This window comes from Parabacteroides sp. PH5-46, from assembly GCF_029892785.1.
Lineage (GTDB): Bacteria > Bacteroidota > Bacteroidia > Bacteroidales > Tannerellaceae > DFXE01.
Genome location: NZ_JARXXA010000023.1, coordinates 1 through 23028 on the forward strand (window position 1 = coordinate 1; position 23028 = coordinate 23028).

The 23028-nt window shown below is 43.0% G+C and carries 19 protein-coding genes; 9 read left to right on the forward strand and 10 right to left on the reverse strand.

Going from position 1 to position 23028, the window contains the following annotated elements:
* The first annotated feature begins 200 nt into the window (after nucleotides 1–200).
* From M2470_RS17045 to M2470_RS17060, 4 genes are all read left to right on the forward strand, one after another.
* Nucleotides 201–764 carry an RNA polymerase sigma-70 factor gene (locus M2470_RS17045; RefSeq protein ID WP_280746215.1) on the forward strand — a complete coding sequence of 188 codons (564 nt, stop codon included), beginning with the start codon at nucleotides 201–203 and terminating at the stop codon, nucleotides 762–764.
* A gap of 55 nt (nucleotides 765–819) precedes the next feature.
* Nucleotides 820–1848: a FecR family protein gene (locus M2470_RS17050; RefSeq protein ID WP_280746216.1), complete on the forward strand. Its 1029-nt coding sequence runs from the start codon at nucleotides 820–822 to the stop codon at nucleotides 1846–1848.
* A gap of 263 nt (nucleotides 1849–2111) precedes the next feature.
* Nucleotides 2112–5297 carry a SusC/RagA family TonB-linked outer membrane protein gene (locus M2470_RS17055; RefSeq protein WP_280746217.1) on the forward strand — a complete coding sequence of 1062 codons (3186 nt, stop codon included), beginning with the start codon at nucleotides 2112–2114 and terminating at the stop codon, nucleotides 5295–5297.
* A gap of 17 nt (nucleotides 5298–5314) precedes the next feature.
* Nucleotides 5315–7060, forward strand: coding sequence for a RagB/SusD family nutrient uptake outer membrane protein (locus tag M2470_RS17060; protein WP_280746218.1), 1746 nt, complete (start codon nucleotides 5315–5317; stop codon nucleotides 7058–7060).
* Between the two features lie 96 nt (nucleotides 7061–7156).
* On the opposite strand, the gene M2470_RS17065 is transcribed toward M2470_RS17060, so the two are convergent.
* From M2470_RS17065 to M2470_RS17085, 5 genes are read right to left on the reverse strand one after another with little or no spacing between them, the layout of a single operon-like run.
* Nucleotides 7157–7906, reverse strand: coding sequence for a LytTR family DNA-binding domain-containing protein (locus M2470_RS17065; RefSeq protein WP_280746219.1), 750 nt, complete (start codon nucleotides 7904–7906; stop codon nucleotides 7157–7159).
* A gap of 10 nt (nucleotides 7907–7916) precedes the next feature.
* The gene (locus M2470_RS17070; protein WP_280746220.1) at nucleotides 7917–10406 is read right to left on the reverse strand and encodes a prolyl oligopeptidase family serine peptidase; all 2490 of its coding nucleotides are present in this window, start codon (nucleotides 10404–10406) and stop codon (nucleotides 7917–7919) included.
* A 50-nt stretch (nucleotides 10407–10456) separates the two neighbouring features.
* The gene (ispE, locus tag M2470_RS17075; RefSeq protein WP_280746221.1) at nucleotides 10457–11266 is read right to left on the reverse strand and encodes a 4-(cytidine 5'-diphospho)-2-C-methyl-D-erythritol kinase; all 810 of its coding nucleotides are present in this window, start codon (nucleotides 11264–11266) and stop codon (nucleotides 10457–10459) included.
* Between the two features lie 3 nt (nucleotides 11267–11269).
* Nucleotides 11270–12679, reverse strand: coding sequence for an MFS transporter (locus tag M2470_RS17080; RefSeq protein ID WP_280746222.1), 1410 nt, complete (start codon nucleotides 12677–12679; stop codon nucleotides 11270–11272).
* An 11-nt stretch (nucleotides 12680–12690) separates the two neighbouring features.
* On the reverse strand, nucleotides 12691–14004 hold the full coding sequence (locus M2470_RS17085; RefSeq protein WP_280746223.1) for a folylpolyglutamate synthase/dihydrofolate synthase family protein: 1314 nt from the start codon (nucleotides 14002–14004) through the stop codon (nucleotides 12691–12693).
* Between the two features lie 70 nt (nucleotides 14005–14074).
* Between M2470_RS17085 and M2470_RS17090 the strand changes: the two genes are divergently transcribed.
* Nucleotides 14075–14332 (forward strand): TIGR03905 family TSCPD domain-containing protein, encoded by a 258-nt coding sequence (locus tag M2470_RS17090; protein ID WP_280746224.1) that lies wholly within the window; start codon nucleotides 14075–14077, stop codon nucleotides 14330–14332.
* Here the strand turns inward: M2470_RS17090 and M2470_RS17095 are convergent.
* The 5 genes from M2470_RS17095 to M2470_RS17115 form a co-directional block, all read right to left on the reverse strand.
* Entirely contained in the window at nucleotides 14321–16096 is a 1776-nt protein-coding gene (locus tag M2470_RS17095; protein WP_280746225.1) for an ABC transporter ATP-binding protein, read from the reverse strand. The two genes, M2470_RS17090 and M2470_RS17095, sit on opposite strands and share 12 nt — an antisense overlap.
* Nucleotides 16096–17823, reverse strand: coding sequence for an ABC transporter ATP-binding protein (locus M2470_RS17100; RefSeq protein WP_280746226.1), 1728 nt, complete (start codon nucleotides 17821–17823; stop codon nucleotides 16096–16098). The genes M2470_RS17095 and M2470_RS17100 overlap by 1 nt, the downstream gene beginning before the upstream one ends.
* Before the next feature lie 21 nt (nucleotides 17824–17844).
* Nucleotides 17845–18720 carry a DUF3078 domain-containing protein gene (locus M2470_RS17105; protein WP_280746227.1) on the reverse strand — a complete coding sequence of 292 codons (876 nt, stop codon included), beginning with the start codon at nucleotides 18718–18720 and terminating at the stop codon, nucleotides 17845–17847.
* 70 nt (nucleotides 18721–18790) lie between these two features.
* On the reverse strand, nucleotides 18791–19666 hold the full coding sequence (locus M2470_RS17110; protein ID WP_280746256.1) for an NAD kinase: 876 nt from the start codon (nucleotides 19664–19666) through the stop codon (nucleotides 18791–18793).
* 10 nt (nucleotides 19667–19676) lie between these two features.
* On the reverse strand, nucleotides 19677–20339 hold the full coding sequence (locus M2470_RS17115; RefSeq protein ID WP_280746228.1) for a CBS domain-containing protein: 663 nt from the start codon (nucleotides 20337–20339) through the stop codon (nucleotides 19677–19679).
* Nucleotides 20340–20469: 130 nt separating this feature from the next.
* Between M2470_RS17115 and M2470_RS17120 the strand changes: the two genes are divergently transcribed.
* From M2470_RS17120 to M2470_RS17135, 4 genes are read left to right on the forward strand one after another with little or no spacing between them, the layout of a single operon-like run.
* Entirely contained in the window at nucleotides 20470–21180 is a 711-nt protein-coding gene (locus M2470_RS17120; protein WP_280746229.1) for a MotA/TolQ/ExbB proton channel family protein, read from the forward strand.
* A 6-nt stretch (nucleotides 21181–21186) separates the two neighbouring features.
* Nucleotides 21187–21594, forward strand: a complete 408-nt coding sequence (locus M2470_RS17125; RefSeq protein WP_280746230.1) for a biopolymer transporter ExbD — start codon at nucleotides 21187–21189, stop codon at nucleotides 21592–21594.
* A gap of 13 nt (nucleotides 21595–21607) precedes the next feature.
* On the forward strand, nucleotides 21608–22411 hold the full coding sequence (locus tag M2470_RS17130) for an energy transducer TonB (RefSeq protein WP_280746231.1): 804 nt from the start codon (nucleotides 21608–21610) through the stop codon (nucleotides 22409–22411).
* Nucleotide 22412: 1 nt separating this feature from the next.
* Nucleotides 22413–22958: a DJ-1 family glyoxalase III gene (locus tag M2470_RS17135; protein ID WP_280746232.1), complete on the forward strand. Its 546-nt coding sequence runs from the start codon at nucleotides 22413–22415 to the stop codon at nucleotides 22956–22958.
* The last annotated feature ends 70 nt before the right edge of the window (nucleotides 22959–23028 follow it).

A 23028-nucleotide genomic window follows, 5' to 3' on the forward strand; every position in this document is an offset into this window, starting at 1 on the left:
TAAAGATACTAATTCTTGCAGATATAAACAAGAAATAATCAAACTAATATATTGTCAATCAAATAAATGAAATGCTTTTAAGGATAGACTAATTAATCACCTATCGAAGTATTTTGTTGCGGATTGTAATTATGCTCTAAACGTAAACCGCCTCTAATATTTCTTATATTTGTATTCCACACAATAAGCGAAATATAGGGATGAATAATGAAGAACATAAGATAATTCTTATGCTTAAGCAAGGAGAAAACGCTGCTTACAAGTATATTTATGATCATCATTATGCATTGTTATGTGCTATTGCTAACGAATATCTTCAAGATAGTTTTCTTGCAAAAACAATTGTAGAAGACCTTATTTTTCATCTTTGGGAAAAGAGAGACACCCTTACTATCACCTCTTCATTACGAGCTTATCTCGTACGCTCTGTACGAAACAGAAGTATTAATCATTTGAATCTTCAAAGAGAAAAAGTGGAAACAAACTTTTCCGAAATAACTCCTTCCGAAGAAATAAAAATACATACTTCCCTTGCACTTGATTACCCCTCTGCTATTCTGTTAGAAAATGAGCTGGAAGAAAAAATAAACCAAGCTATAGAAAACCTTCCCACAGAAACCAAAGCCGTATTCAAAATGAGCAGGTATGAAGACAAAGGATATAAACAGATAGCCAATGAAACAGGTATTTCCGTCAACACGGTTAAATACCATATAAAAAAAGCATTGACACTATTAAAGCAAGATTTATCAAAATATTTATGATAAAATCACTACCCTGCCAACTAAAAAAAATGTCTTATTAATACAGAGTGTTTATATGGAAAATAAAAATACATATAAAGAGAGTGAGATAGATAACCTTATCATTTCATACTTTACGGAAAAGCTCGGAAAAAGAGAAGTGGATCTACTGCGGGAATGGGTGCAACGTTCGGATGAAAATAAGAAATATTTCAACAATCTGCAGGAAATCTGGATAGCGTCTTTAGATCCGGATAAATCGAAGGAATATGACAAGGACGATGCATACGAACGCTTTTTGTTACGCATAACAAATAACGAAACAACAATTAAAGATAAAAAGACCCGTCTCTTGCGCTTATTACTTTATGGAGTAGCATCTGTCATCTTTATTTTATTAATTTCTTATGCCTCTTATTGGCAAGGTAGTGAGCATTTAAAGAGTCAATTTGCAGATGTGGTAATTGAAGCTCCCTTAGGCTCAAAAACCAAAATGTATCTTCCCGACGGAACATTGGTTTGGCTGAATGCCGATTCAAAGATTACTTATTCGCAAGGATTTGGCGTCAACAACAGGAAAATTCATTTAGTGGGCGAAGGGTATTTTGAAGTCACAAATAATGAGAAACTCCCTTTCTTAGTTCGAACAGATGAACTTCATACAGATGTGATAGGTACCAAATTTAATATCCGAAACTACCCGGAAGAGGAAGAAGCCAGTGTAAGCTTGCTAGAAGGAAAGGTTTTGGTAAAAAATACGCTAAAAAATAACGACAAAGTATGCTTATCTCCCGACCAGAAGGTATTCTTAAATAAGAAAAGTGGTGAAATGCGTGTAAGCAAAGTCAACGCTCGATATACAATGGAATGGACAAACGGCTATCTTTTCTTTGATGAAGAATTACTGGTAGATATCGCCAAAGAACTGGAAAGAAGCTATAATGTTAAGATCGTCCTTTTAGACAAATCTCTGGAATCATTCCGCTTCTATGGCAATTTTATCCGAAGAGAACAAACGATTGATGAAATAATGATCCTTTTAGAATCAACAGGCAAAATAAAATATGAAAAAGACGGAAGAAATATAAAGCTGAGCTCAAAATAGGAAGCATGCATGCGCTTCAATTATTAACTTTATAAAATACTATTATGGATACTAGTTAAAATCACACGTTTATCTTAGACCTATAATAAAGAATCGAGAGAAAGGGCTTTAATCTCTCGATTCTAAAAAAATCGGTCATTAGCGACTAAATCCCGAAAGTAACCTCAAAGATAATAAAAAAGGATACTTTCATAGTTATTACCTATAAACAATTCTAATTTATTATGGAACACAAAAGAAAGGTCATATTAATGGCCCTGCTAATGTTTTGCCTAAATTTAAGCGCTTTCACACAAAACATCAGCCTGAATTTAAGCAATGTAACCGTAAAGAATGCCATGGAGGCTTTGAAGAATGAATATGGCTACTCCTTCGTATTTGAATCCGGTGATGTGGACACTCAGAAGAGAATCTCTGTTTCGGCGCAAAAGCAGCCTATCGATCATGTTGTTAAGCAAATTCTACAAGGTCAGGAGTTGACCTATAAGATTCAAAACAAAAACATTACAATCAGTAAAGCTCTCGCTCAAAATCGAAATGCAAATCAAAAAAGAAAGGTCATATCCGGAACTATTTATGATCCGGAAAAGTATCCTGTTATCGGGGCAAATATCATTGAAAAAGGGACAGCAAACGGAATTGTCACAGATATGAATGGGAATTTCTCCTTGGAAGTAGCAGAAAATGCCACATTGCTTATCTCATATATAGGATATACCACACAGGAAGTTTCAGTCAGAAATCAAACGAACATTAACGTAATCTTATCGGAAGATCATCAAACACTGAATGAGGTTGTTGTTATCGGATACGGAACCGTCTCAAAGAAGGAACTGACAAGTGCCGTATCGCACGTTTCCAACAAAGACTTCCTGAATGTAGGAGGAAACAACCCGATTATGCAGATTCAGGGAAAAGTGTCGGGCGTATCTATTAGCAATACAGCATCGGCAGACCCAAACTCAAGTACTACGATCCAGGTGCGCGGTATCACATCCCGCCAAAGTACAGCCTTAGGTCCGCTTATTGTTATTGATGGTGTACCCGGTGGAAACCTGAATAATATCAATGAAAACGACATTGAGTCGATTGATATCCTGAAAGACGGAGCAGCTTCGGCCATATATGGTACACGCGGCTCTAACGGGGTAGTAATTGTTACCACTAAAAAGGGAAGCCGGGATGGAACATTTAGTACCACCTACACTGGCTATCTGAATGTATATAGTCCAAAAAAGCAGCTGAAGGTACTGAGTGCGGATGAGTTCAGGCAGCATATGCCGGAACGCGGAAACGACTTTGGAAGCAACACAGACTGGTTTGATGAGCTTACACAAACAGGCTTTACTCATTTCCATACCATTCAGGTAAGCGGAGGAACAGCCAGAAACAATTACCGGGCAACTGTAGATTACCGCGACGGGAAAGGGATTGACATCCGCTCAACGCGCAAAGAAATCGGAGCACGTATGAGTGTGGAGCACACAGGAAAGAGCGATCTTTACAAGTTCATCTTTAATGCTGCCCCCAGAAAAATTGATTCCAACAACTCCGACTACGCAATGTTCTCTCAGGCTCTGACGCTGAACCCTACTATGCCGGTGAGGAATCCTGATAATCCTAAATATTTCTACGAAGCTACCGGTTGGGAAGCCGAGAATCCGGTGGAAAAACTGAGCATCGAAGAAAGTGGAGGAACCACAAAGTATCTGGACTGGGATGCAACCGTTCGTTTGAATCTACTCCCGCTCTTTGCTCCGGATAAAAACCATACGCTGACCACTCAGATCACGTTGGCTCAACAGATAAATGACACGCACAATTTCTGGTTCCGCCCATCTACTTCCACACTAGCCATGAAATCAGGACACAAAGGGGAAGCCAACCAGGAACGTAAGAGAAATATCCAAGAAAGTCTTGAATGGTTGGGCAATTATGCCTTTACACATAACGAACATAACCTGAAAGCAATGGCAGGCTACTCCTATCAGTATTTCCAATACACACGTCTGTTTGCGGAAAACAAGAACTTCACATCCGACAAATTACTTTACAATAAACTGGACGATGGTACCTATAATAAAGAAGTTATCGGGCGGCTCGGGATGGCATCAGAGAAGAACGACTCCAAACTGATCGCATTTTTCGGGCGTTTATCCTACGATTACCAGGGAAAGTACTTAGCTACCGCCTCTCTGCGCTACGAAGGTTCGTCCAAGTTCGGTGCAAACAACAAATGGGGATACTTCCCGGCAGCATCTGTCGGATGGAGAATTAGTGAAGAAAGCTTCATGAAAGACATCTATTGGATCAATGATTTGAAGATTAGAGGCGACTACGGAGTCACCGGTAATCAGGGATTCGGTAATTACGAATCGTTAGCCACTTTCGGGGGATATGGAGAAGCTTACTACGGAGGGAAATATTACAAAGGATGGTCGCCCAACAGAAACACCAACCCCAATCTAAAGTGGGAGAAAGGAAAAAACTGGAACATAGGGCTTGACTTTTCTTTATTCAAGCACATCCTAAGCGGTAGCCTCAATTACTTTAATCGTACGCAGCAGGACTTACTTGGAAGCTATAACGTTCCATTACCCCCGCATATCGCTACTACCACATTCGTGAACGTAGGTAGTATGAGAAACCAGGGATTTGAGTTAGATCTGAACATAAATGCCGTTCAAAACAATCAGTTTACCTATACGATTGGTCTGGTTGGATCTACAACCCATAATAAATTCCTCTCGTTCTCAAATGATATTTATACAGGACAGGAATACTACTGGCAGGATGGATTCCCCGCACCGGGAAGCCCGGGAGCTGTGCAGCGTATCGAGGAAGGGAAACGTGTTGGTACATTCCACACCTTTAAATATGCCGGCGTAGACGAACTAGGCAACTGGATGGTATATAATAAAGATGGAGAGAAAATACCTATCGGAGATGCTGTTGACGAAGATAAGAAGGATGTGGGTAACGGATTGCCCAAGTATTCTCTATCAATGACAAACAGCTTCAAATATAAGAATTTCGACCTAACGCTCTTCTTCAGAGGATACTTTGGGTATCAGGTGTATGATATTCATAATTTCTATTGGGGTTTACAATCGGCAGCTCCGAACTTAAATGTGTTGCAATCGACCTACAAGGAAAATGCACATATTACAACCGGTATGAATCAGCATAACAGTTATTTTGTGAAAGATGCCGACCATCTGAAATTAGACGTTGCTACTCTTGGTTATACATTAAATGTAAGGAATAAGTGGATAGATAGTTTCCGGATTTATTTCACCGGACGTAACTTGTTTACGATAACCGGCTACAAGGGAGTCGATCTTGATATCTTCCCTAGCGCGGGGCTACAGCCAGGCATCCCGACAGACAAGAAAGGCTACTATCCCTCTAGCCGGCAGTATCTATTTGGTCTTCAATTAAGTTTCTAATCTTAAAATCAAGTATTATGAATATAAATCATTCTATAAAAAGTATAGGGCTGGCTATACTAATTGGTATTAGCAGTTGTACAAACCTGGATGAAAAGGTGTATGATATTATCATAGCCGATACATTTTATCAAACGAAGGATAACATAATCCAAGGGTTCGTACGCCCTTTTGAACATGCTTATTGGTGCGTAAGCGGTGCCAACTTCCAAATCCAGGAAAATACGGCAGATCATTTCATGACTCTCAACAGGCAGGGACACTGGCTGGACGGCCAAAATTATTTCCGCCTCCACTATCATACCTGGACTATTGACGATAATAATCCGCGTGATGTATGGAATAACAATTTCCAGGGAATCGTATATTGTAACAGTGCTATCGCTGATTTTGAGAAACTACATGCGCCCGACTTCGACATGACAGTTGCAGAATTGGAAGACCTGAAAGCACAGCTCAAAGTATTAAGAGCCTGGTTTTATGTCAACCTGATAGATATGTTCCGCAACATACCGCTAGCACTTGAGTATCCTGATGATAATATGCAGCCGGCTCAGGTAAGTCCGAAAGAAGCCTTCGACTTTATTGAGCAAGACCTCTTAGCTGTAATTCCTCTACTCAATGCAAAAGAAGGTAGCGGCGGAAACGGTAACAAACAAGGCGGATGGAACAAAGCCGGAGCAGCTGCCCTATTGGTCAAACTCTATCTGAATGCAGAGCTATGGATTGGCGAAAACAGATATAACGATTGTGCCAATTATTGCGAGAAAATTATCAACGGAGAATACGGAGAATATGGCATAGCTAAACGGTGGGATGCTCCTTTCGACTGGCAAAACGAGACATGCGAAGAAATCATATATGCTTTCAGTAGCGCCTATGGTTATTCACACTGGGTATACGACGCAAACATGTTCTGGTGGGGTGCTCCCTTTAAAGCTGCACCTTACTTCGGGTTTAAAGACTGGGGAGATATGAACCATCGTTACGGACTACAGCCCGGACTTGATCTTCAAGGAAATGAGTACTCCTTTGCCAACGGTAAACCGGTCAGGAAATTCATGAAATATCCGGACGATATCCGTTTGAAGAAATACCGGAATTTAGGAAATTCAACACGCGAAGGTATGTTTATTTACGGCGCCCTCGACTATATTGATGATATGGGAGATAAACAATATATTAAAGCAGACAATGGCCGGTACACCTTGTATCTCCGCGACCAGGTTGGCTGGTTTGAAGATACCGATACCTCTAGCATTTCTCCGAACCCCAGCAGCGGTTCCGGAGTTATGATCTCCGATATGGATCATGGCGACCAAAGTTCGGGTTGGTGCCTTATTAAATATCCTATCTACCGTTCGGATGATGTCGGCAAAATGGAGTCGGATTATGCGCTCATACGTCTGGCCGAGATCTATTACTCACTAGCCGAATGTAAATTCCGTTTGGGAGACAAGGGGGCAGCAGCCAAATTATTGAATACCGTACGGAAAAGATATTATCCGGAAGGTTCAGCCAGCCTCTACAAAGAAGATGGCAGCCAGATTACGGAGCAAGAACTTTTGGATGAATGGGGACGTGAGTTTATAGGCGAGAGCCTCCGCCGCACCGTACTCTGCCGCTTTGGCGCATATACCGGAGCATGGTGGGATAAACAACCGGAATCCGACAAGCATACGATGATTCTTCCTCTGGCTCGTACGATTCTGGATTCTAACCCAAGTCTGGTACAAAATCCGGGGTATCCGTCGAACAAATAAATGAGTGATTTCAAGTTAGTCTTGAATAAATAAAAATAGCACGTTAGCGGTTTTATTTTGCTAACGTGCTATTTTATTTTGCTAACGACTGATTTTCTATTTGAATAATTGCAGAAATTGCTCCTTGTAACCGGAGGATATTTCTATCTCTGTCTCGTCGTCCAACACTACATAGCCGCCGGATGCCTTGTGATAGGATTTGATCCGGTTGATATTGATGATGTGGGATTTATGCACCCTAACAAAAGGGTAAGGGAGCAGTTCGGCAAAGTATTTGAGAAAACGGCATACCATCTTCTTCTTTTTATCTGTCAGATAGATGTCGGTAAAGTTTCCATTCCCTTGCAAACGGATGATATCGTCCATCTTTACCACTTCAAAGCCTTCCAGAGTGGGAAGGATTACTTTCTGGTTTTCAGGGCGCGGCTCGCGAAAATTCTCTACCAGTATCTTGTTCCGGTCAAACATTTCCTTGTTGATAATATGTTGCTGCACTTTGTTTACTGCCAGTATCAGTTCTTCAATGCTGACGGGTTTCAGCAGATAATAGGCGGCACTCTGATTAAGCGCCCGCAGGGAATACTCGGAAAAGGCCGTCACAAAAATCGTTTCAAAGTAGAGGTCTTTGCAACCTTCCAACACATCAAATGCGTTACCAAAGGGCATTTCTACATCCAGAAAGACCAATTGCGGCTCTGTTTCGTGCAACAGCGGGATGGCTTCCTTGCAATTATGCGCCTCCCCTATCACCTCCACCTGGGGGCAATAACGAGAGAGATAATTCTTTAGTGCTTCCCGGGCAGCAGATTCGTCTTCTACGATAACGCTTCTGATAGTTTGTGTCATACCTCTTTACTTATAAAGTTCGTTCCGGATACTGGGCATCCCACCACTCGGGCTCGTCGCGAAGCCACTTGGCAAACCAGGCAAAGATGCTGTTCTGCCAGGCAATGCGTTTCTTGTAAGCTGCAATGCCGTGGTTCTCGCCTTCTACGCGGATGAACTCTACAGTTTTCCCCAGCAGTTTCAAGGCATTAAACATCTGGATACTTTCTCCAATAGGTACATTGGTATCTACGCCGCCATGCAGTAAAAGCAAAGGCGTGTTAATCTTATCGGCATGGAAAAGCGGGCTTTGCTCTACGAACAGTTCCCAATTATTCCAGGGGTAACTGTCGGCATTAGCCACCGAACAATAGCCGTATCCCCAATAGCCGTATCCCCAATAACTGCTCAGGGCGCTGATACCGGCATGGCTCACCGCAGCAGCAAATATATCGGTACGAGTTTGCAGGTATTGTGTCATAAATCCACCGTAACTAGCTCCGATACAACCCACCTTCTTCTCGTCTACAAAAGGATGCTCCCGGCAGAAAAGTTCCGTTCCTTTGATTATTTCATCGGCTGTTTTTATTCCCCAGGCATTCACGTGGCGAGCCGAAAACTCTTGTCCGTAGCCGATGGTTCCGCTCGGGTTAAGCGTATACACCACATAGCCCAGTGCTGCATACATGTGCATTGAATAACGATGCTCCAGCGAACGATCTGTCGGCGTGGTTCCGCCGTAGTAATACACAATCATCGAGTATTTCTTCGTCACGTCGAAATTGGGCGGAAGATAGTAGCGGCCCTGAATGGTCGTACCGTCTTCAGACGTGAAATTCCAGTCAGAAACATCGCCAAAGACTACGTTTTCCAAGCGCTCGGCAGAGAGGTCATATATTAAGCGATTGCGGTTTGTTTTCACATCATACGCATACAGGCGGTTGGTATTGGAAACACTCTGCCCATAGTAATACATAACAGGAGCCGTCTGCGCCAGGGAGAAAGAAGAGATTACATCTTCTTTGGTTCCCAACTGGCTGATTTTTCCATTCGACGGATTACACACAAATACCCGTTGGTAATCCTGATCGGTAGCAGAGAAATAAATCTGTCCGTCATACTTATTCCAAACGGCAGCCGAGATACTAGGGTCGAAGTCTTTAGTAAGCGCTGTTACCTTCTTTGTGGCAATATCATACAAGAAGAGCTGTGCATCGTAGGTATTGGATATTTGTCCCTCTTTTATATTCAAGCCGATACCGCCAAAAGCATCTGCCGATCCATTCACTAATAATTGCTTGCCGTCTTTGGAGAAAACAGCTCGGCTGACGAAGGAGGCACTCTCCCATAAGGTATCAACAGCCATTGTATGCAGATCCAGCATATAAAGCGAGCTACGAGAGAACGGACGAGAGGTGTAGACTCTTTCACTCGTACTGAACAACATGTAACGGCTATCGGCACTTACATCATTGATATAGGTAGCATGATGACCAAACGTGAGTTGCTCAAACAAACCAGTGGACAAATCATAGCGCCAGATAAAAGAGCGGTTGCGGAATCCCGGCAAACGATCCTGAGGTTCCAAGATACGGGTGATGTCTGCACTTTCTTTCGGGCCTTCTTCATCTACCGTAAATAATAAGCTGCTTTCGTCGGGCGTAAAGTTAAAGTTGCCCTTTGGCAGGTTACTACTCAATATTTCTTCCTGCATGGTAGCCGGGTTTACAGCTACCAGTTCTATACCTTTTGAACCTGTACGGGTATAATACAGTCTACTGCTTGCCGGCATCCAATAGGCGCTATTGATAAAACCTTTATCTTGCACAAGGATAGTTCCGGTGGCAGCATCCATCAGTTGGGTAAAAAAGTCGCTTGTTCCATCAGCCAAACGGTTGGTATATCTTACCAATACATATTTTCCGTTCGGAGATACACTCACACTGCGGAACGTCTTTCCTTCGATAATATCCAGCAAACCGTAAAACCTGTCTGCATCAACAGAGGTCGTGACATTCGTTTCTTTTTTCGCTTTGAAAACAGCCTTCAGAGACGGAGGACAGGTATCTTTCTCCGTGCTCAGATATTTTACTACTACCTGATAAGGACGTGGTTCCATAGACAATTCCGAGGTGTTGGGTACGGATTTATTATCCACAAATACCTCAAAAGAACCGGGGCCGGAGACTTCAAGCGTACCCTTTACATAACGGTCTGTGTTCAGGTTGAAAGACAAAACGTGCAGCGCATTCTTTCCCTCCAGAGCCGAGAAAGTAACACTTCCCGCTGTATCGGCATCTAATAGAGTGGCAGATTTCAAAGCCTGCTCAAACGACAAAGAAGATTTCAGCAGATTCTTCAGTTCGAAAGCCTTTCCGTTTACATTCAGGCTATCAGCCATCACTGGTTTTCTCACTTCATAAGGTCCGGCATATTGATACTTCATTATTTTCACATCGTCTGCGGCATAAAGCATGCCAACAGAAAATAGAAGAGCAATCATCCAATTTGTTTTCTTCATTTTATTCAGTTTTTCGTGTATAAAGTTTCTTTCTTAACAAAAGGGAAGGTTTATTCCAGCTTACCTTCCCACACAAAACAAGAAGGAAAGCATTCCTTCAGATCCGTAGGCTTCTCAAATAAGCCGAAGACGGACGAACCCGAGCCCGACATAGAAGCATACAGCGCACCATACCCATATAACTTTTCTTTCAGGACATGAATTCCCTGATATTTGGGAAAAACACTCGCCTCAAAGTCATTCACCATCAACTCCCTCCATTCAGCAAGGGGGCGGTTTACTATTTCTTTTAAGGAGATATCCGGCTGACGAGGAGTCACCATCGCATATGCCTCGGGCGTAGATACGGCAATCTCCGGTTTTACCAGACACATATGATACCCTTTCAGAGACAGAGAAACCGGCTCAAATATATTTCCTGTTCCGGAAGCAAAAACCGGCTGGTTACGAACGAAGAAAGGGCAATCCGCACCAATCGCTGAAGCAATCTCTTCCAAACGCTCAAGCGGAATATCCAGTTGGCAAAAGTCGTTCAGCAACTTGAGCATGAAAGCAGCGTCAGACGAGCCTCCTCCCAAGCCGGCACCAAAAGGGATGGCTTTCAGCAGATGTACTTCCAGAGGTGGTAAAAGATACTGCTCTTTCAACAAGTTCATAGCCTTTACCACCAGATTCTTTTCTGCCGGAGCATCTACCGGAATACCTGTCTGCGAAAATGAACCTGCTTCGGCAGCAACAATCTCAAGCGCATCCTTAAGCGGGATCGGGTAAAAGATCGTTTCTATATTGTGATAGCCGTCCGCACGCTTACTTACGACATTCAGTCCCAGATTTATCTTAGCATTCGGGAAACAGATCATCTTTTAGTTCTTGATATTCGGAGCTTCCAGCCCGTAACCTTTTTTCTTATCTTCTCTCTTCAATATCAATCCCAGGATAAACGCCAAAACGCCTAAGGAAGCAAAAATAAGCATCGGTACCGTGTAGCTATACTTAACAGCTTCGCCGGCTGCAATCTGCTCGGCAACGCCCGGATTTGAGGCACGCAAAGCCCAGCCTATGATGATAGGGGTAAACAACAGCCCGATATTCTGTATCCAAAAGGTAACAGAGTAAGCAGAACCCAGTACCTTGTTGTCAACCAACTTAGGCACGGAAGGCCATAAAGCAGCCGGAACCAACGAGAAGGATACCCCCAGTAGGATAATTGCTCCGAAAGCAATGGGTTTATTAAACACGCTATCCGGCGTAAGGGCAAAGATCAAATGGCACACAACAACTAACAAAGCTCCAAGGATAAGCATGGTAGCTCCTTTTCCCTTATTATCGAGAAACCATCCCAAAATAGGCGTCAATACCATCGCCCCTATCGGAAAATAAGAGAACAGGCTGCTGGCTTCAGCGGTAGGCAAGCTCAAACGACTTTCAAGCATACCGGTAGCAAATTTCTGGAATGGGAAAATAGCCGAATAGAACAAGACACATAAACCGGCAACCATCCAGAAAGTCTTGGAACCGAAGATAAACTTCAGGTCACTTATCTTAAATTCTTCCTCCGACGGTTCTTCCGACGCTTCCTTCAATACGGCATCCTGTTTGTCGAGTTTGCGGTCAAAGAGGAAATAAATACTGAAAGAAAGCAAACCGATAAGCAACAACAAGGTAAGAACACCTACTGCATGAGACACACCTCCGGACGCCGCCAACACAGGAGACAAACGGAAAACAGCGAACACACCCAGACGGGCAATGGCCATTTCCAAACCCATCGCCAAGGCCAATTCTTTACCGTTAAACCATTTCACAATCCCTTTCGACACGGTAACACCTGCCATCTCTACGCCACAACCAAAGATAGCGAAGCCGATACAGGCCACCTTAGCCGATGCCGGAAAGTCGGGTAAAAACGAACTGAAAAACTCATGCCCCACTCCGCCGTTAGCAAATACATCGCTCACCCCATATAACTTAATGGAAGCTCCCAACACCATCAGGAAAGCAGAAAGCAAAGCAGAATAACGAACACCAATCTTATCCAGAATAACACCGGCAAAAATCAGAAACAAGGCAAATACATTCAGAAAATACTCCGAACCGCCCACCGTTCCGAACGTTTCCGGCGACCAGCCAAGCTGTGTTTCCAATAATGTGCTTAACGGAGCCAATACGTCGATAAACATATAGGCAAAAAACATAGTACTCGACAAAAGAATGAGTGCCGTCCAACGAAATACTGCGGAGTCTCTCAGGGTAGTAGATTTATTTTCAATCATAATATAATATGTTATTTAAAATTATTTTCATCATATAGAGGCAGAGCTTCGGCTACAATAAAATTACTTCCGCCGATAAAGACCATATCGTCGTCGCCTACAATTCTCAACACCTGGTAAATGGCATCAACTACCGAGTCGTAAGTTTCACCTTCCAAACCGGCGGATCTGGCGTGCATAGCCAATACATCTGCGGGCAAAGCACGGCCTGTAGAAGCCTGGGTAAACAAATAAGTCGCATGCTTGGGCATCATTTGTAAAATGCCGTCAATATCTTTATCGCTCGACAATCCTATAATCATATATAAGTGAGGACGACCTTCGGCCTCGGCTTCGATCTGAGCGGTAAGGTAACCCCAGGCAGCAGTATTATGCCCCGTATCCATGACGGTATAAGGATTAAAAAAGACTTCTTGCCACCTTCCCTGCAGACCTGTTACCTCAACCACATGCTCAAAGCCCGCTCTTACGGCCTCTTTAGGTATCTCTATCTCCATAGAAGCCAAAACCCTTAATACACATAACACGGTTTGTGTATTTGCCAGCTGGGGAAAGCCACTCAGTTGTCCGAACAACTGGCCATAGTCTGCCGAGTCGTAATACCACTCTCCCTTTTCCGAAAGATGTACTTCACCTTTTAAAACCTCCTCTTCCTGTGCAAAAAACAAAGGAGCATCTACTTCTTCGGCCTTCCGGATAAATACACCGGCTACTACATCATCGGCAGCCTCTCCTATCACAACCGGTACTTCCGGTTTAATAATACCGGCTTTCTCATAAGCAATTTCGCCGAGCGTTTCTCCTAAATACTGCGTGTGGTCCAGGCTTATATTTGTGATTACACTTACAACAGGTGTTATGATATTCGTACTGTCAAGCCTTCCACCCAATCCGACTTCGATAATGGCATAATCTACTTTCTCGGAGCGGAAATAGTCGAAAGCCATCGTAGAAACAAGTTCAAAAAAGGAAGGATGAAGCGGTTCAAAGTGACATTTATGTTTCCCTACGAAATCAACGACATATTCTTTCGGGATCATTTCTCCGTTTACACGAATCCGCTCGCGAAAATCTACCAGGTGAGGAGAGGTATATAAACCTACTTTATAACCTGACTTCTGAAGAATAGCCGCCAGCAAATGACAAACAGAACCTTTTCCGTTTGTACCACCCACATGAATTGTTTTATAGGATTTATGAGGATTCCTGAAATAATTATCCAGTGCTATACTCGTTTGTAATCCCGGCTTATACGCAGAAGCTCCACTATGTTCAAACACAGGTGTGCTTGTGTATAAATATTGTAAGGTTTCCTCGTATGTCATACTTTTAAATTTGTATTCCTGCAAAAATAGTTAATAAATTCCATACCTTTGTGAAAGAGAATAGAAAGATATGAGTAAAAAACAATATACATATATACCCGACGCCAAAGTTTGCTCGAATAAGATTATTATCGATGCAGAAGGAGATATTATTGCCAAAGTGGAAGTTATTGGAGGATGTAGCGGCAACTCCCAAGGAATAGTAAGTTTATTGAAAGGCATGAATATAAACGAAGCAATCAAACGCCTGGAAGGAATCTCTTGCGGTAGGAAAGGAACTTCTTGTCCCGATCAGATAGCCCAAGCCTTAAAGGAATTAAGCCAATGACTGAAACTGTTCTTTGTTGAGCGTATAGTATTTCCCTTTCAACTGAAGAAGTTCCTCATGGGTACCTTGTTCAATAATCTGTCCTTTTTCCAATACTAAGATCAAATCGGCATTACGGATGGTGGATAGCCTGTGAGCGATAATCAGGCTGGTACGTCCTTCCATCAGTTTGTCTAAGCCTTTTTGTATCAAGAGTTCGCTACGGGTATCGATGTTACTGGTTGCTTCATCCAAAAGTAAAATCGGAGGATCGGCAACGGCTGCGCGGGCAATATTCAGCAACTGTCGCTGCCCTTGGCTGAGGTTTGCTCCGTCATTCTCCAGTAAAGTGTTATAACCGTGTGGCAAACGTTTGATAAATGAGTGAGCCGCCGTCAGTCTGGCAGCTTCCACTACCTCTTCGTCGGTTGCATCCAGGCGCCCGAAACGGATGTTTTCACAAACTGTCCCCGTAAACAGGTGAGTATCCTGCAACACAATAGCCATCGACTTACGTAGGCTGTCCCGTGTTACCTTTCTGATCGGATAACCGTCTATCAATATCTCTCCTTTCCAAACGTCAAAAAAGCGGGGAAGCAGGTTTAGGATGGTAGTCTTACCCGCTCCGGTAGCACCTACCAATGCGATCTTACATCCGGGACGGGCATGCAAGGAAACATTTTTCAGGATAGTTTTCTCCGGACGGTAGCCAAATTCCACATGATTTAAGGCTACATCGCCTTTGATACCATTTAATACTACAGCGTCCGCATCATCGGGTACTTCAGGTGCCTCATCTATGATTTCAAAGATACGTTCCGCTCCGGCAAAAGCTGCCTGAATATTATTGTAAAGGCTAGCCAGTTCATTTATAGGACGTCCGAATTGGCGCGAGTATTGCAGAAAAGCAGCTAATCCACCCACATCAACCCCCCGGAAGATAGCCAATAGAGCTCCTACAATGGTGATGATAACATAGTTCAGGGTACTCAGGTTCTGCATCACAGGCATCATCAGCCCGGAGTAAAACTGTGCCTTCAGGGATTTGTCTTTCAGTTCCTGATTGCTAACCTCAAAGTCGGCCTCTACTTTCTTTTCATAGCCAAATACTTTCACCACTTTTTGGCCGCTGATCATTTCTTCTATATAGCCGTTTAAAGTACCCAACGATTCCTGTTGAGCCTTGAAATACTTACGACTACGACTGACGACCAGGCGGGCACAAAGAAACATCACCGGAACCGTTATTAAAGTAACAAGCGTAAGCAACGGGCTTATATATAACATCAGGCAGAAAATGCCAATCAAAGTTAATGCACTGGAAAGCATATCGGAAAGGCTATCAGTCAGGGCATCACTGATACGGTCGATGTCATTGGTGTAACGACTCATCAAATCTCCATGCTGATGGGTATCGAAATAGTTCACCGGCAAACGCTCCATTTTGCTAAATAAATCAATACGCATACGTGTCACCGTACGTTGCCCTATCTTGTTCAGCAAGATATATTGTATATAAACCGCAACTACACCCGTTAAATAGATAGCCGCCAGCACAAATAAAGTCTGCACCAAGCCTTCGTAATCTCCAGGGATAATGTAGTCGTTGATAATAGGACGTATCATATACGACCCCAACAAGTTAGTGATGATACTTAGGATGATAAGGAGACCAATAACAAACAGTAAGCCCTTGTCACAGGACAGATACGACGCGATACGGAAGAAGGTTTTCCGCCCCTCCTTCGGTTTGCCGCTTGCTTTTATGGAATGTCCGTTTGCCATTAGGGTAAAGTCATTTGTTGTGAATGATAAATCTCCTGATATACATCCGAGGTTTCCAACAAATTGGCAGGTGTGCCAATAGCATTTACCTCTCCGTCTTCAAGAACGATGACACGGTCTGCCGACTGCATCGTATTGACCCGCTGGGTTATGATAAAGACGGTGGTATCCGACAATAAAGCATTCAGGTTACGGCGTATCTTCAATTCCGTTTCCGAGTCTACTGCACTTGTACTGTCGTCCAGTATCAGTATCTTGGGTTTGAGCAATAAGGCACGGGCAATGCAAAGTCGTTGCTTTTGTCCGCCGGACACATTCACACCTCCCCTACCCAACTGGGTATCGTAGCCATCCTGAAAAGAGAGAATAAAGTCATGTGCTTCAGCCGCACGGGTAGCCTCTTCAACCTCCTCCATTGTAGCATTCTGTTTTCCCCATTTCAGATTGTCGAGGATAGTACCCGTAAAGAGTTCATTCTTCTGCAATACCATACCGATATGTGCATGTAGCTCGTCCAGATGATAATCTTTTACATTTACCCCGTCAATCAAGAGTTCGCCCCCTGTTACATCATACAAACGGGGAATGAGTTGTACCATCGAGCTTTTGGCCGAACCTGTAGCTCCTACTACAGCAATCGTTTCGCCTTGCCTGACATCGAAACTGACATTCCGCAAAACATCTTCTTCTCCACCTGCATAACGGAAAGAGACATTTCTGAAACTTACTTCTCCTTTCTGTATACGATTTTTGTCCGACAGTCCTTCCGGCGTATTAGCCAGTGATGGCTTCGTATCCAAGACCTCTACTATTCGCTCCGAAGAGGCAGAAGCTCTGGCGAATGTCATAATAATCATAGATAACATCATTAACGACATCAGAACCTGCATCACATAATTGACAAACGAAATAAGTTCTCCTACCTTTAGTTCTCCACCGATCACCTTATATCCTCCGATCCAGAGAATAGCTACAATAGAGACATTCATAACCAACTGCATCACCGGGAACATAGCCACTACAATATTAGAAGCTCTGACCACCAGGTCACGCAGTTCCTCACTGCTTTTTACAAACTTCTTCGTCTCAAAATCTTCCCGCACAAAGGATTTTACGACCCGGATATTGATCAGATTTTCACGGACTACCCCATTCAGGCGGTCTAACTGCTGCTGTACCTTCATAAATAAAGGAAAGCCCTTACGCAGTATAACAAAGATACTAAGGCTCAATACCGGAATAGCAGCCAGCAAAACCATCGCCAGCTCCAGATTAATCCGAACCACAAAGAAAACAGCCATAATTAGCATCATAGGAGCCCGCAACAGCAGGCGCATAGACATCAACACAATCTGCTGAATCCTTGAAATATCATTCGTCAGGCGGGTTACAAGGGAGGCGGAGCTAAAATGGTCAATGTCGTTAAAGGAAAGTTGCTGTATCTTGTCAAACAACTCCGAACGCAAATCCGTTCCGAAGCCAATAGAAGTCTTAGAAGAAATATAAATATTAATAACGCTGATACATAAACCGGCAATAGATATAAGCACCATATACAAGCCGGTTTGTGTAACAACAGATAGGTCACGTTGCATTACCCCATCGTCTATGATCTGAGCCATGAAAGTAGGCTGTATTGTTTCACACAATACGGTAATCAAGACAAGAAAAGGACTAATGAGTAAACTTATCTTATATTCTCTGAGTATCTCCCAGTATTTCTTCATAAAGAGGTCAGTGGCTGCTATTTAAAAGTTATAGGCCAGACCTACACCTAATACTTCCTTGAATTGTATTTTCGCTCCGCGTTGTACGCCATCATCGTCAAACGTTTTTACATCATCGTCATACTTCAATGTTGTATTAAGCGTAGCAGAAAGATACTTGTTTATTTTCATACTGATTAGCACATCCCAATTCACATCAATATTGCCAAATGAATTGTTATAGGCAGAGAAAAGATCCAGAGTGGTTACCACTTGAACATTCTCCATTACTTTCTGTTCGGCACGTGCTTTGAAGTAGGCACCTATTTCGGCTTTAAACTTATCACCCGGATCTACACCAAAAGAACCCAGACTTGAAAGATAGTTATCCCTCACAAAGGTAAGCTTTCCTGCAACCGGAGATAAATAAAGCGAATAGATAGGCCTGGGCCTGTACTCGATACCTAAAGAGATTGTAGAATAAGCCGGAGCCATGAAGTTAGAGATGTAATAATCCTTGTCAGGATAATTATATCCTTTGGCAAACTGTGTCTGAAAGTCAGCCATGGCGGTATAAAACCATTTGTCATTCTTCGTATAACCCAGCTGAGTAGCCAATGCAATATTGTCTGATGCCTTTGTTGTTCCCTGTGATTTTGTTTTTGACAAACCGTAGTTTAAGGCTAGCGTTGATTGCCATAGCCAGTTACTTTTTTTATGCGTCAAAGATCCGTTCAGGTACAGGTTTCCTCCTATTGTGTTCTCACCACCTGCCGACCAGTTGGTCTGCGAATTTTGTGATGCGTTCATCCCCGTAACACCTTTCAACACCCAGGTTCCGTCCGGATATTCTTCATCTTGGGCATATAACACTACAGCAAAAAGGGTTAATGACATCACAATAAACAATCGTTTCATAATTTTCGTTTTATATATTTTGTTCATAATTTTTTTTCTAAAAAACAGGTTTTAAAACGGAATGGTTCATCTACTTGGAACGAACATCTGCTCCCCACATCAGTTTTTCCCGCAAGGTTTCGTAAAATGTATGATTGTATCGCTTCACTACTTTTGTGGTATAATCGGCTTTACTGACGGTTAGAACAGCGCCGGCGGAAAAGACTTCGGAGCGCCCGTCTAATGCAACAAGAAAGTATTCATTCCTGCTTTCTACGGTTAAGGAAATGACTGATGTATCGGGTATGACCAAAGGGCGTACGTTTAATGAATGAGGCGCTACCGGACTTATAACCAAACTATTGCTTTGAGGCACAATAATCGGACCATTCACGCTCATCGAATAGGCAGTAGAGCCTGTCGGAGTGGCAATAATCAAGCCGTCTGCCTGATACGAAGCCAGATAGTCATCACCCAATGACACATGAATCGTGATCATAGAAGAAGTATCCCGCTTCAGAACGGCAATCTCGTTCAGGGCATAATTATATCCGGTATATAAACGTTCTTCCGTATGTAAACACAGCAAAGAGCGTTCCTCTATTTTATAGTAATTTTTGAAGACTTCATCCAGTGTATCCTCTATCTCGTTACTTCCTACTTCGGCCAAGAAACCCAGGCGTCCGGTATTGATACCCAAAATAGGTATAGCTTGCCTGTTTACACGTGCTGCCGTCCGGAGGAAAGTACCGTCTCCGCCTACACTAAGCGCTATATCCAGGTCGAACGTTTCATCAGAAAGTAAACCACTTGCCGGAGGTTCATAGCCTAAGGCATCTGTAAGATACAAGTGGAAGTCGGAATCAACATATATTTCAGCCTCCAAAGCAGAGAGTTTATCAAACAAACGTCGGATTAAATTCTGCTTTTCAAGTTGATAATCACTGCCAAACACACCAACCTTCATCCGTTTCATTTTATAAATTCATATAATACAACAACTCATTCATTCGCTGCTGCAATACTTCATCCACCATTCCTTTCTCCATATAATGATATAGTACAGTATAGTTAAAACGCTCAAAACTACGTATCACCGGAGTAGCATCGTCCAGATCTATCTTAATGGTAATATGTAAACGGCCGGTATCCTGGTCTACACTGTTCAACAGATTCAATACATGCGCATTATTGGCTTCCACAATACGGGCGATATCCGACAAAACATAATCCTGCGGAAACATCTCAAGGATGATAATACTACCCGGAGCTTCAACACTGCAAAATTCGGCAAGAGCATCTATCAGCCTGTCACGTGTAAAGACGCCTACATATTTTCCTTCATCATTAACAACAGGTAGCAAACAAAGCTTGTAACGCGACATCCGGGCTATTACTTCATGCAAATGCCCCTGCTCGGTAATTCCCGGAGCAAATAAAGAAGGCTCTCCTATAGGTGCAGAAAGATCAGGCAGAACCAATAATTCTTTCTCCGACAACAAACTTTTATATATGCCATCATTGTCTACACAAGGAAGTTGCTTCACTTTCAACTCGTCCATCATAGACAATGCATACTCCCCTGTATCAAAACTTTTTAACACCGGAAAGTCTTTTGTTATGAAATCTTTCAACAACATTTTATATATATTCCCTAAAACCTGCTAAATTTGCCTTTAGTTTCATGCAAATGTAATCAAAGAAAAGTTATTACAGCATACAAAAGTAAATTTAAGTATTAAGTATTCACATAAACAAAGTACAAAAACAATGAGTATTTTACTTTCCTTACAAGCTACCGGAGCACAGGCTACAGACCAGTTACCAGAGTTTACGGCCGAAGTAATGCCTACAGAAGCACAGATGAATATAATCGACCTCGCCATGAAAGGTGGATGGATTATGATTGTGCTGTTGATATTGTCGCTCATAGCTGTTTATATTTTTATCCAGCGGATTCTTGTGATCCGTCGTGCCGGAAAAGAAGACGAATCATTTATGAATCGCATAAAAGACTATATACATGATGGAAAAGTAGACTCGGCACTAAACCTATGCCGCAGCACCAATACCCCTTCTGCCCGTATGATCGAAAAAGGGATCTCCCGTTTGGGACGTCCGATGAACGATGTACTGGTAGCCATCGAAAACGTAGGAAACCTGGAAGTAGCCAAGTTGGAAAAGGGATTCCCCCTGATCGCTACAACAGCTGCCGGAGCTCCTATGATCGGGTTCCTTGGAACCGTAACAGGTATGGTAAGAGCCTTTTTCGATATGGCAAATGCCGGATCAAATGTGGATGTTTCATTACTTTCCAATGGTATCTACGAGGCGCTTGTTACTACTGTAGGCGGATTAGTTGTTGGTATTCTGGCTTTGTTTGCATACAACTATCTGGTATCTCAGGTGGATAATGTGGTAAACAAAATGGAAGCACGTACAATGGAATTTCTGGATTTATTGAACGAACCGGCTAATTAATACAGAATGGGACTCAAAAGACGAACGAAAGTAGAAGCATCTTTCAGCATGGCTTCCATGACAGATGTCATCTTCCTGTTGCTGATATTCTTTATGGTTTCCTCTACAATTGTTATTCCGAATGCTATTAAGGTTACACTTCCGCAATCACAAAAACAAACGGCAGCCAAGCCGCTTACACGTGTTACGATAGATGCCAACCTGAATTATTATGTAGCTTTCGGAAGCAAAAAAGAAATGAGAGTTTCTTTCGACGAAATTACTCCTTTCCTGCAGGAAAGCTACGAAAAAGAACCGGAAATGTATGTGGCACTTTATGCCGACGAAACCGTACCCTACAAAGAAATCGTAAAGATATTGAATATCGCAAACGAGAATAAATTCAAAATGGTACTTGCCACAAGACCAAAATAATTGAACGTTGAAAATGAAGTTTACAAAAGATGACATATATGGGTTAATCGGTACGCTTATCTTTCACCTGATTCTCCTGCTTATTCTGGGCTTTACGGTTTTGAAAACCATCGTTCCGGAAGAAGAAGGTGGCATATTGGTCAACTTTGGCAATCTGGATGCTGCAGCCGGGACATTTGAACCCCGCTATACGGGAGAAGTGGTTCCGCAAAACACAGCTCCGGTTCCTCCGCAAACAGAAACGCCTCAGGAAGAACTCATTACTCAGGACAACGAAGAGAGTATAGCGCTTGCCGAGGCTAAAAAGAAAGAAGAGGAACGTAAAAAAGAAGAAGAACGCAAACGTAAGGAGAAAGAGGAAGAACGCCGGCGACAAGCCGAAGAACAACGCAAGCGGGAAGAAGCCATCAGCAACCGGGTAGCGGGGGCTTTTGGCATGGGTAGTACCGACGAAGCGGGGCAAGGTGAAGCAGCAAGCGGAACAGGTAACCAAGGTAGCCCATTCGGCAATACGGATCATGGCACAAATACCGGAACAGGCGGATATGGTTCTTTTAACCTGAACGGGCGTACAATCGGTGCAGGAGGCTTACCCCGTCCGGCATATACCGTACAGGATGAAGGACGTATCGTCATTAATATCACAGTTGACCCGAAAGGCAATGTCATATTTGCCGATATAGGAAGAGGTACCAATATTGATAACGCATCTATGCGTAAAAGCGCTCTCGAAGCTGCATACCGGGCTAAGTTCAACAGTATCAGCGGAACAAACAATCAGAGTGGAACAATTACTTATATTTACTCATTAAAATAACATGAAAAAAGCATTCGTATTTTTAGCAACAGGCTTCGAAGAAGTAGAAGCTACCGGAACAATCGACGTATTGCGCCGGGGTGAAGTAGAGACAACAGTTGTTTCCATCACGGGCGACTGCAAAGTAACTGGTGCTCACGGCTTACAACTGGTAGCCGACAAATTATTTGAAGAAACAGACTTTACAGACGCAGATGCACTTATCCTACCCGGAGGAATGCCGGGAAGTAGTAACCTGAATGCGTATGCACCTTTAAAAGACTTATTGGTAAAACATTACGATCAAGGGAAAGTAGTTGCCGCTATATGTGCCGCACCTCTCGTACTGGGAGGATTAGGATTACTCAAAGGACGCAGAGCAACCTGCTATCCAAGCTTTGAGCCTCAACTAATCGGCGCCACAATCACTGGTGAAGCTGCCGTTATAGACGGCAACGTAGTTACAGGCAAAGGCCCCGGACTCGTATTTGACTTCGCCCTTGCACTCGTAAAAGTACTCAATGGCAAACCTATAGCAGAAGAGGTTGCTGCAGGCTTACTCCTCTAAAAACGGAGAACGCAGAACGGTTACACACACCCTACCCCCTCACAAGAGGGGAAAGGCGTACTGCGTGTTC

Coding starts and splice junctions, on each gene's coding strand:
- M2470_RS17050 (WP_280746216.1), top strand. CDS start 820: ATGGAAAATAAAAATACATATAAAGAGAGTGAGATAGATAACCTTATC.
- M2470_RS17115 (WP_280746228.1), bottom strand. CDS start 20,339: ATGTTGTTGAAAGATTTCATAACAAAAGACTTTCCGGTGTTAAAAAGT.
- M2470_RS17100 (WP_280746226.1), bottom strand. CDS start 17,823: ATGAAGAAATACTGGGAGATACTCAGAGAATATAAGATAAGTTTACTC.
- M2470_RS17120 (WP_280746229.1), top strand. CDS start 20,470: ATGAGTATTTTACTTTCCTTACAAGCTACCGGAGCACAGGCTACAGAC.
- M2470_RS17060 (WP_280746218.1), top strand. CDS start 5,315: ATGAATATAAATCATTCTATAAAAAGTATAGGGCTGGCTATACTAATT.
- M2470_RS17065 (WP_280746219.1), bottom strand. CDS start 7,906: ATGACACAAACTATCAGAAGCGTTATCGTAGAAGACGAATCTGCTGCC.
- M2470_RS17055 (WP_280746217.1), top strand. CDS start 2,112: ATGTTTTGCCTAAATTTAAGCGCTTTCACACAAAACATCAGCCTGAAT.
- M2470_RS17085 (WP_280746223.1), bottom strand. CDS start 14,004: ATGACATACGAGGAAACCTTACAATATTTATACACAAGCACACCTGTG.
- M2470_RS17070 (WP_280746220.1), bottom strand. CDS start 10,406: ATGAAGAAAACAAATTGGATGATTGCTCTTCTATTTTCTGTTGGCATG.
- M2470_RS17125 (WP_280746230.1), top strand. CDS start 21,187: ATGGGACTCAAAAGACGAACGAAAGTAGAAGCATCTTTCAGCATGGCT.
- M2470_RS17080 (WP_280746222.1), bottom strand. CDS start 12,679: ATGATTGAAAATAAATCTACTACCCTGAGAGACTCCGCAGTATTTCGT.
- M2470_RS17105 (WP_280746227.1), bottom strand. CDS start 18,720: ATGAAACGATTGTTTATTGTGATGTCATTAACCCTTTTTGCTGTAGTG.
- M2470_RS17045 (WP_280746215.1), top strand. CDS start 201: ATGAATAATGAAGAACATAAGATAATTCTTATGCTTAAGCAAGGAGAA.
- M2470_RS17090 (WP_280746224.1), top strand. CDS start 14,075: ATGAGTAAAAAACAATATACATATATACCCGACGCCAAAGTTTGCTCG.
- M2470_RS17110 (WP_280746256.1), bottom strand. CDS start 19,666: ATGAAGGTTGGTGTGTTTGGCAGTGATTATCAACTTGAAAAGCAGAAT.
- M2470_RS17130 (WP_280746231.1), top strand. CDS start 21,608: ATGAAGTTTACAAAAGATGACATATATGGGTTAATCGGTACGCTTATC.
- M2470_RS17095 (WP_280746225.1), bottom strand. CDS start 16,096: ATGGCAAACGGACATTCCATAAAAGCAAGCGGCAAACCGAAGGAGGGG.
- M2470_RS17135 (WP_280746232.1), top strand. CDS start 22,413: ATGAAAAAAGCATTCGTATTTTTAGCAACAGGCTTCGAAGAAGTAGAA.
- ispE (WP_280746221.1), bottom strand. CDS start 11,266: ATGATCTGTTTCCCGAATGCTAAGATAAATCTGGGACTGAATGTCGTA.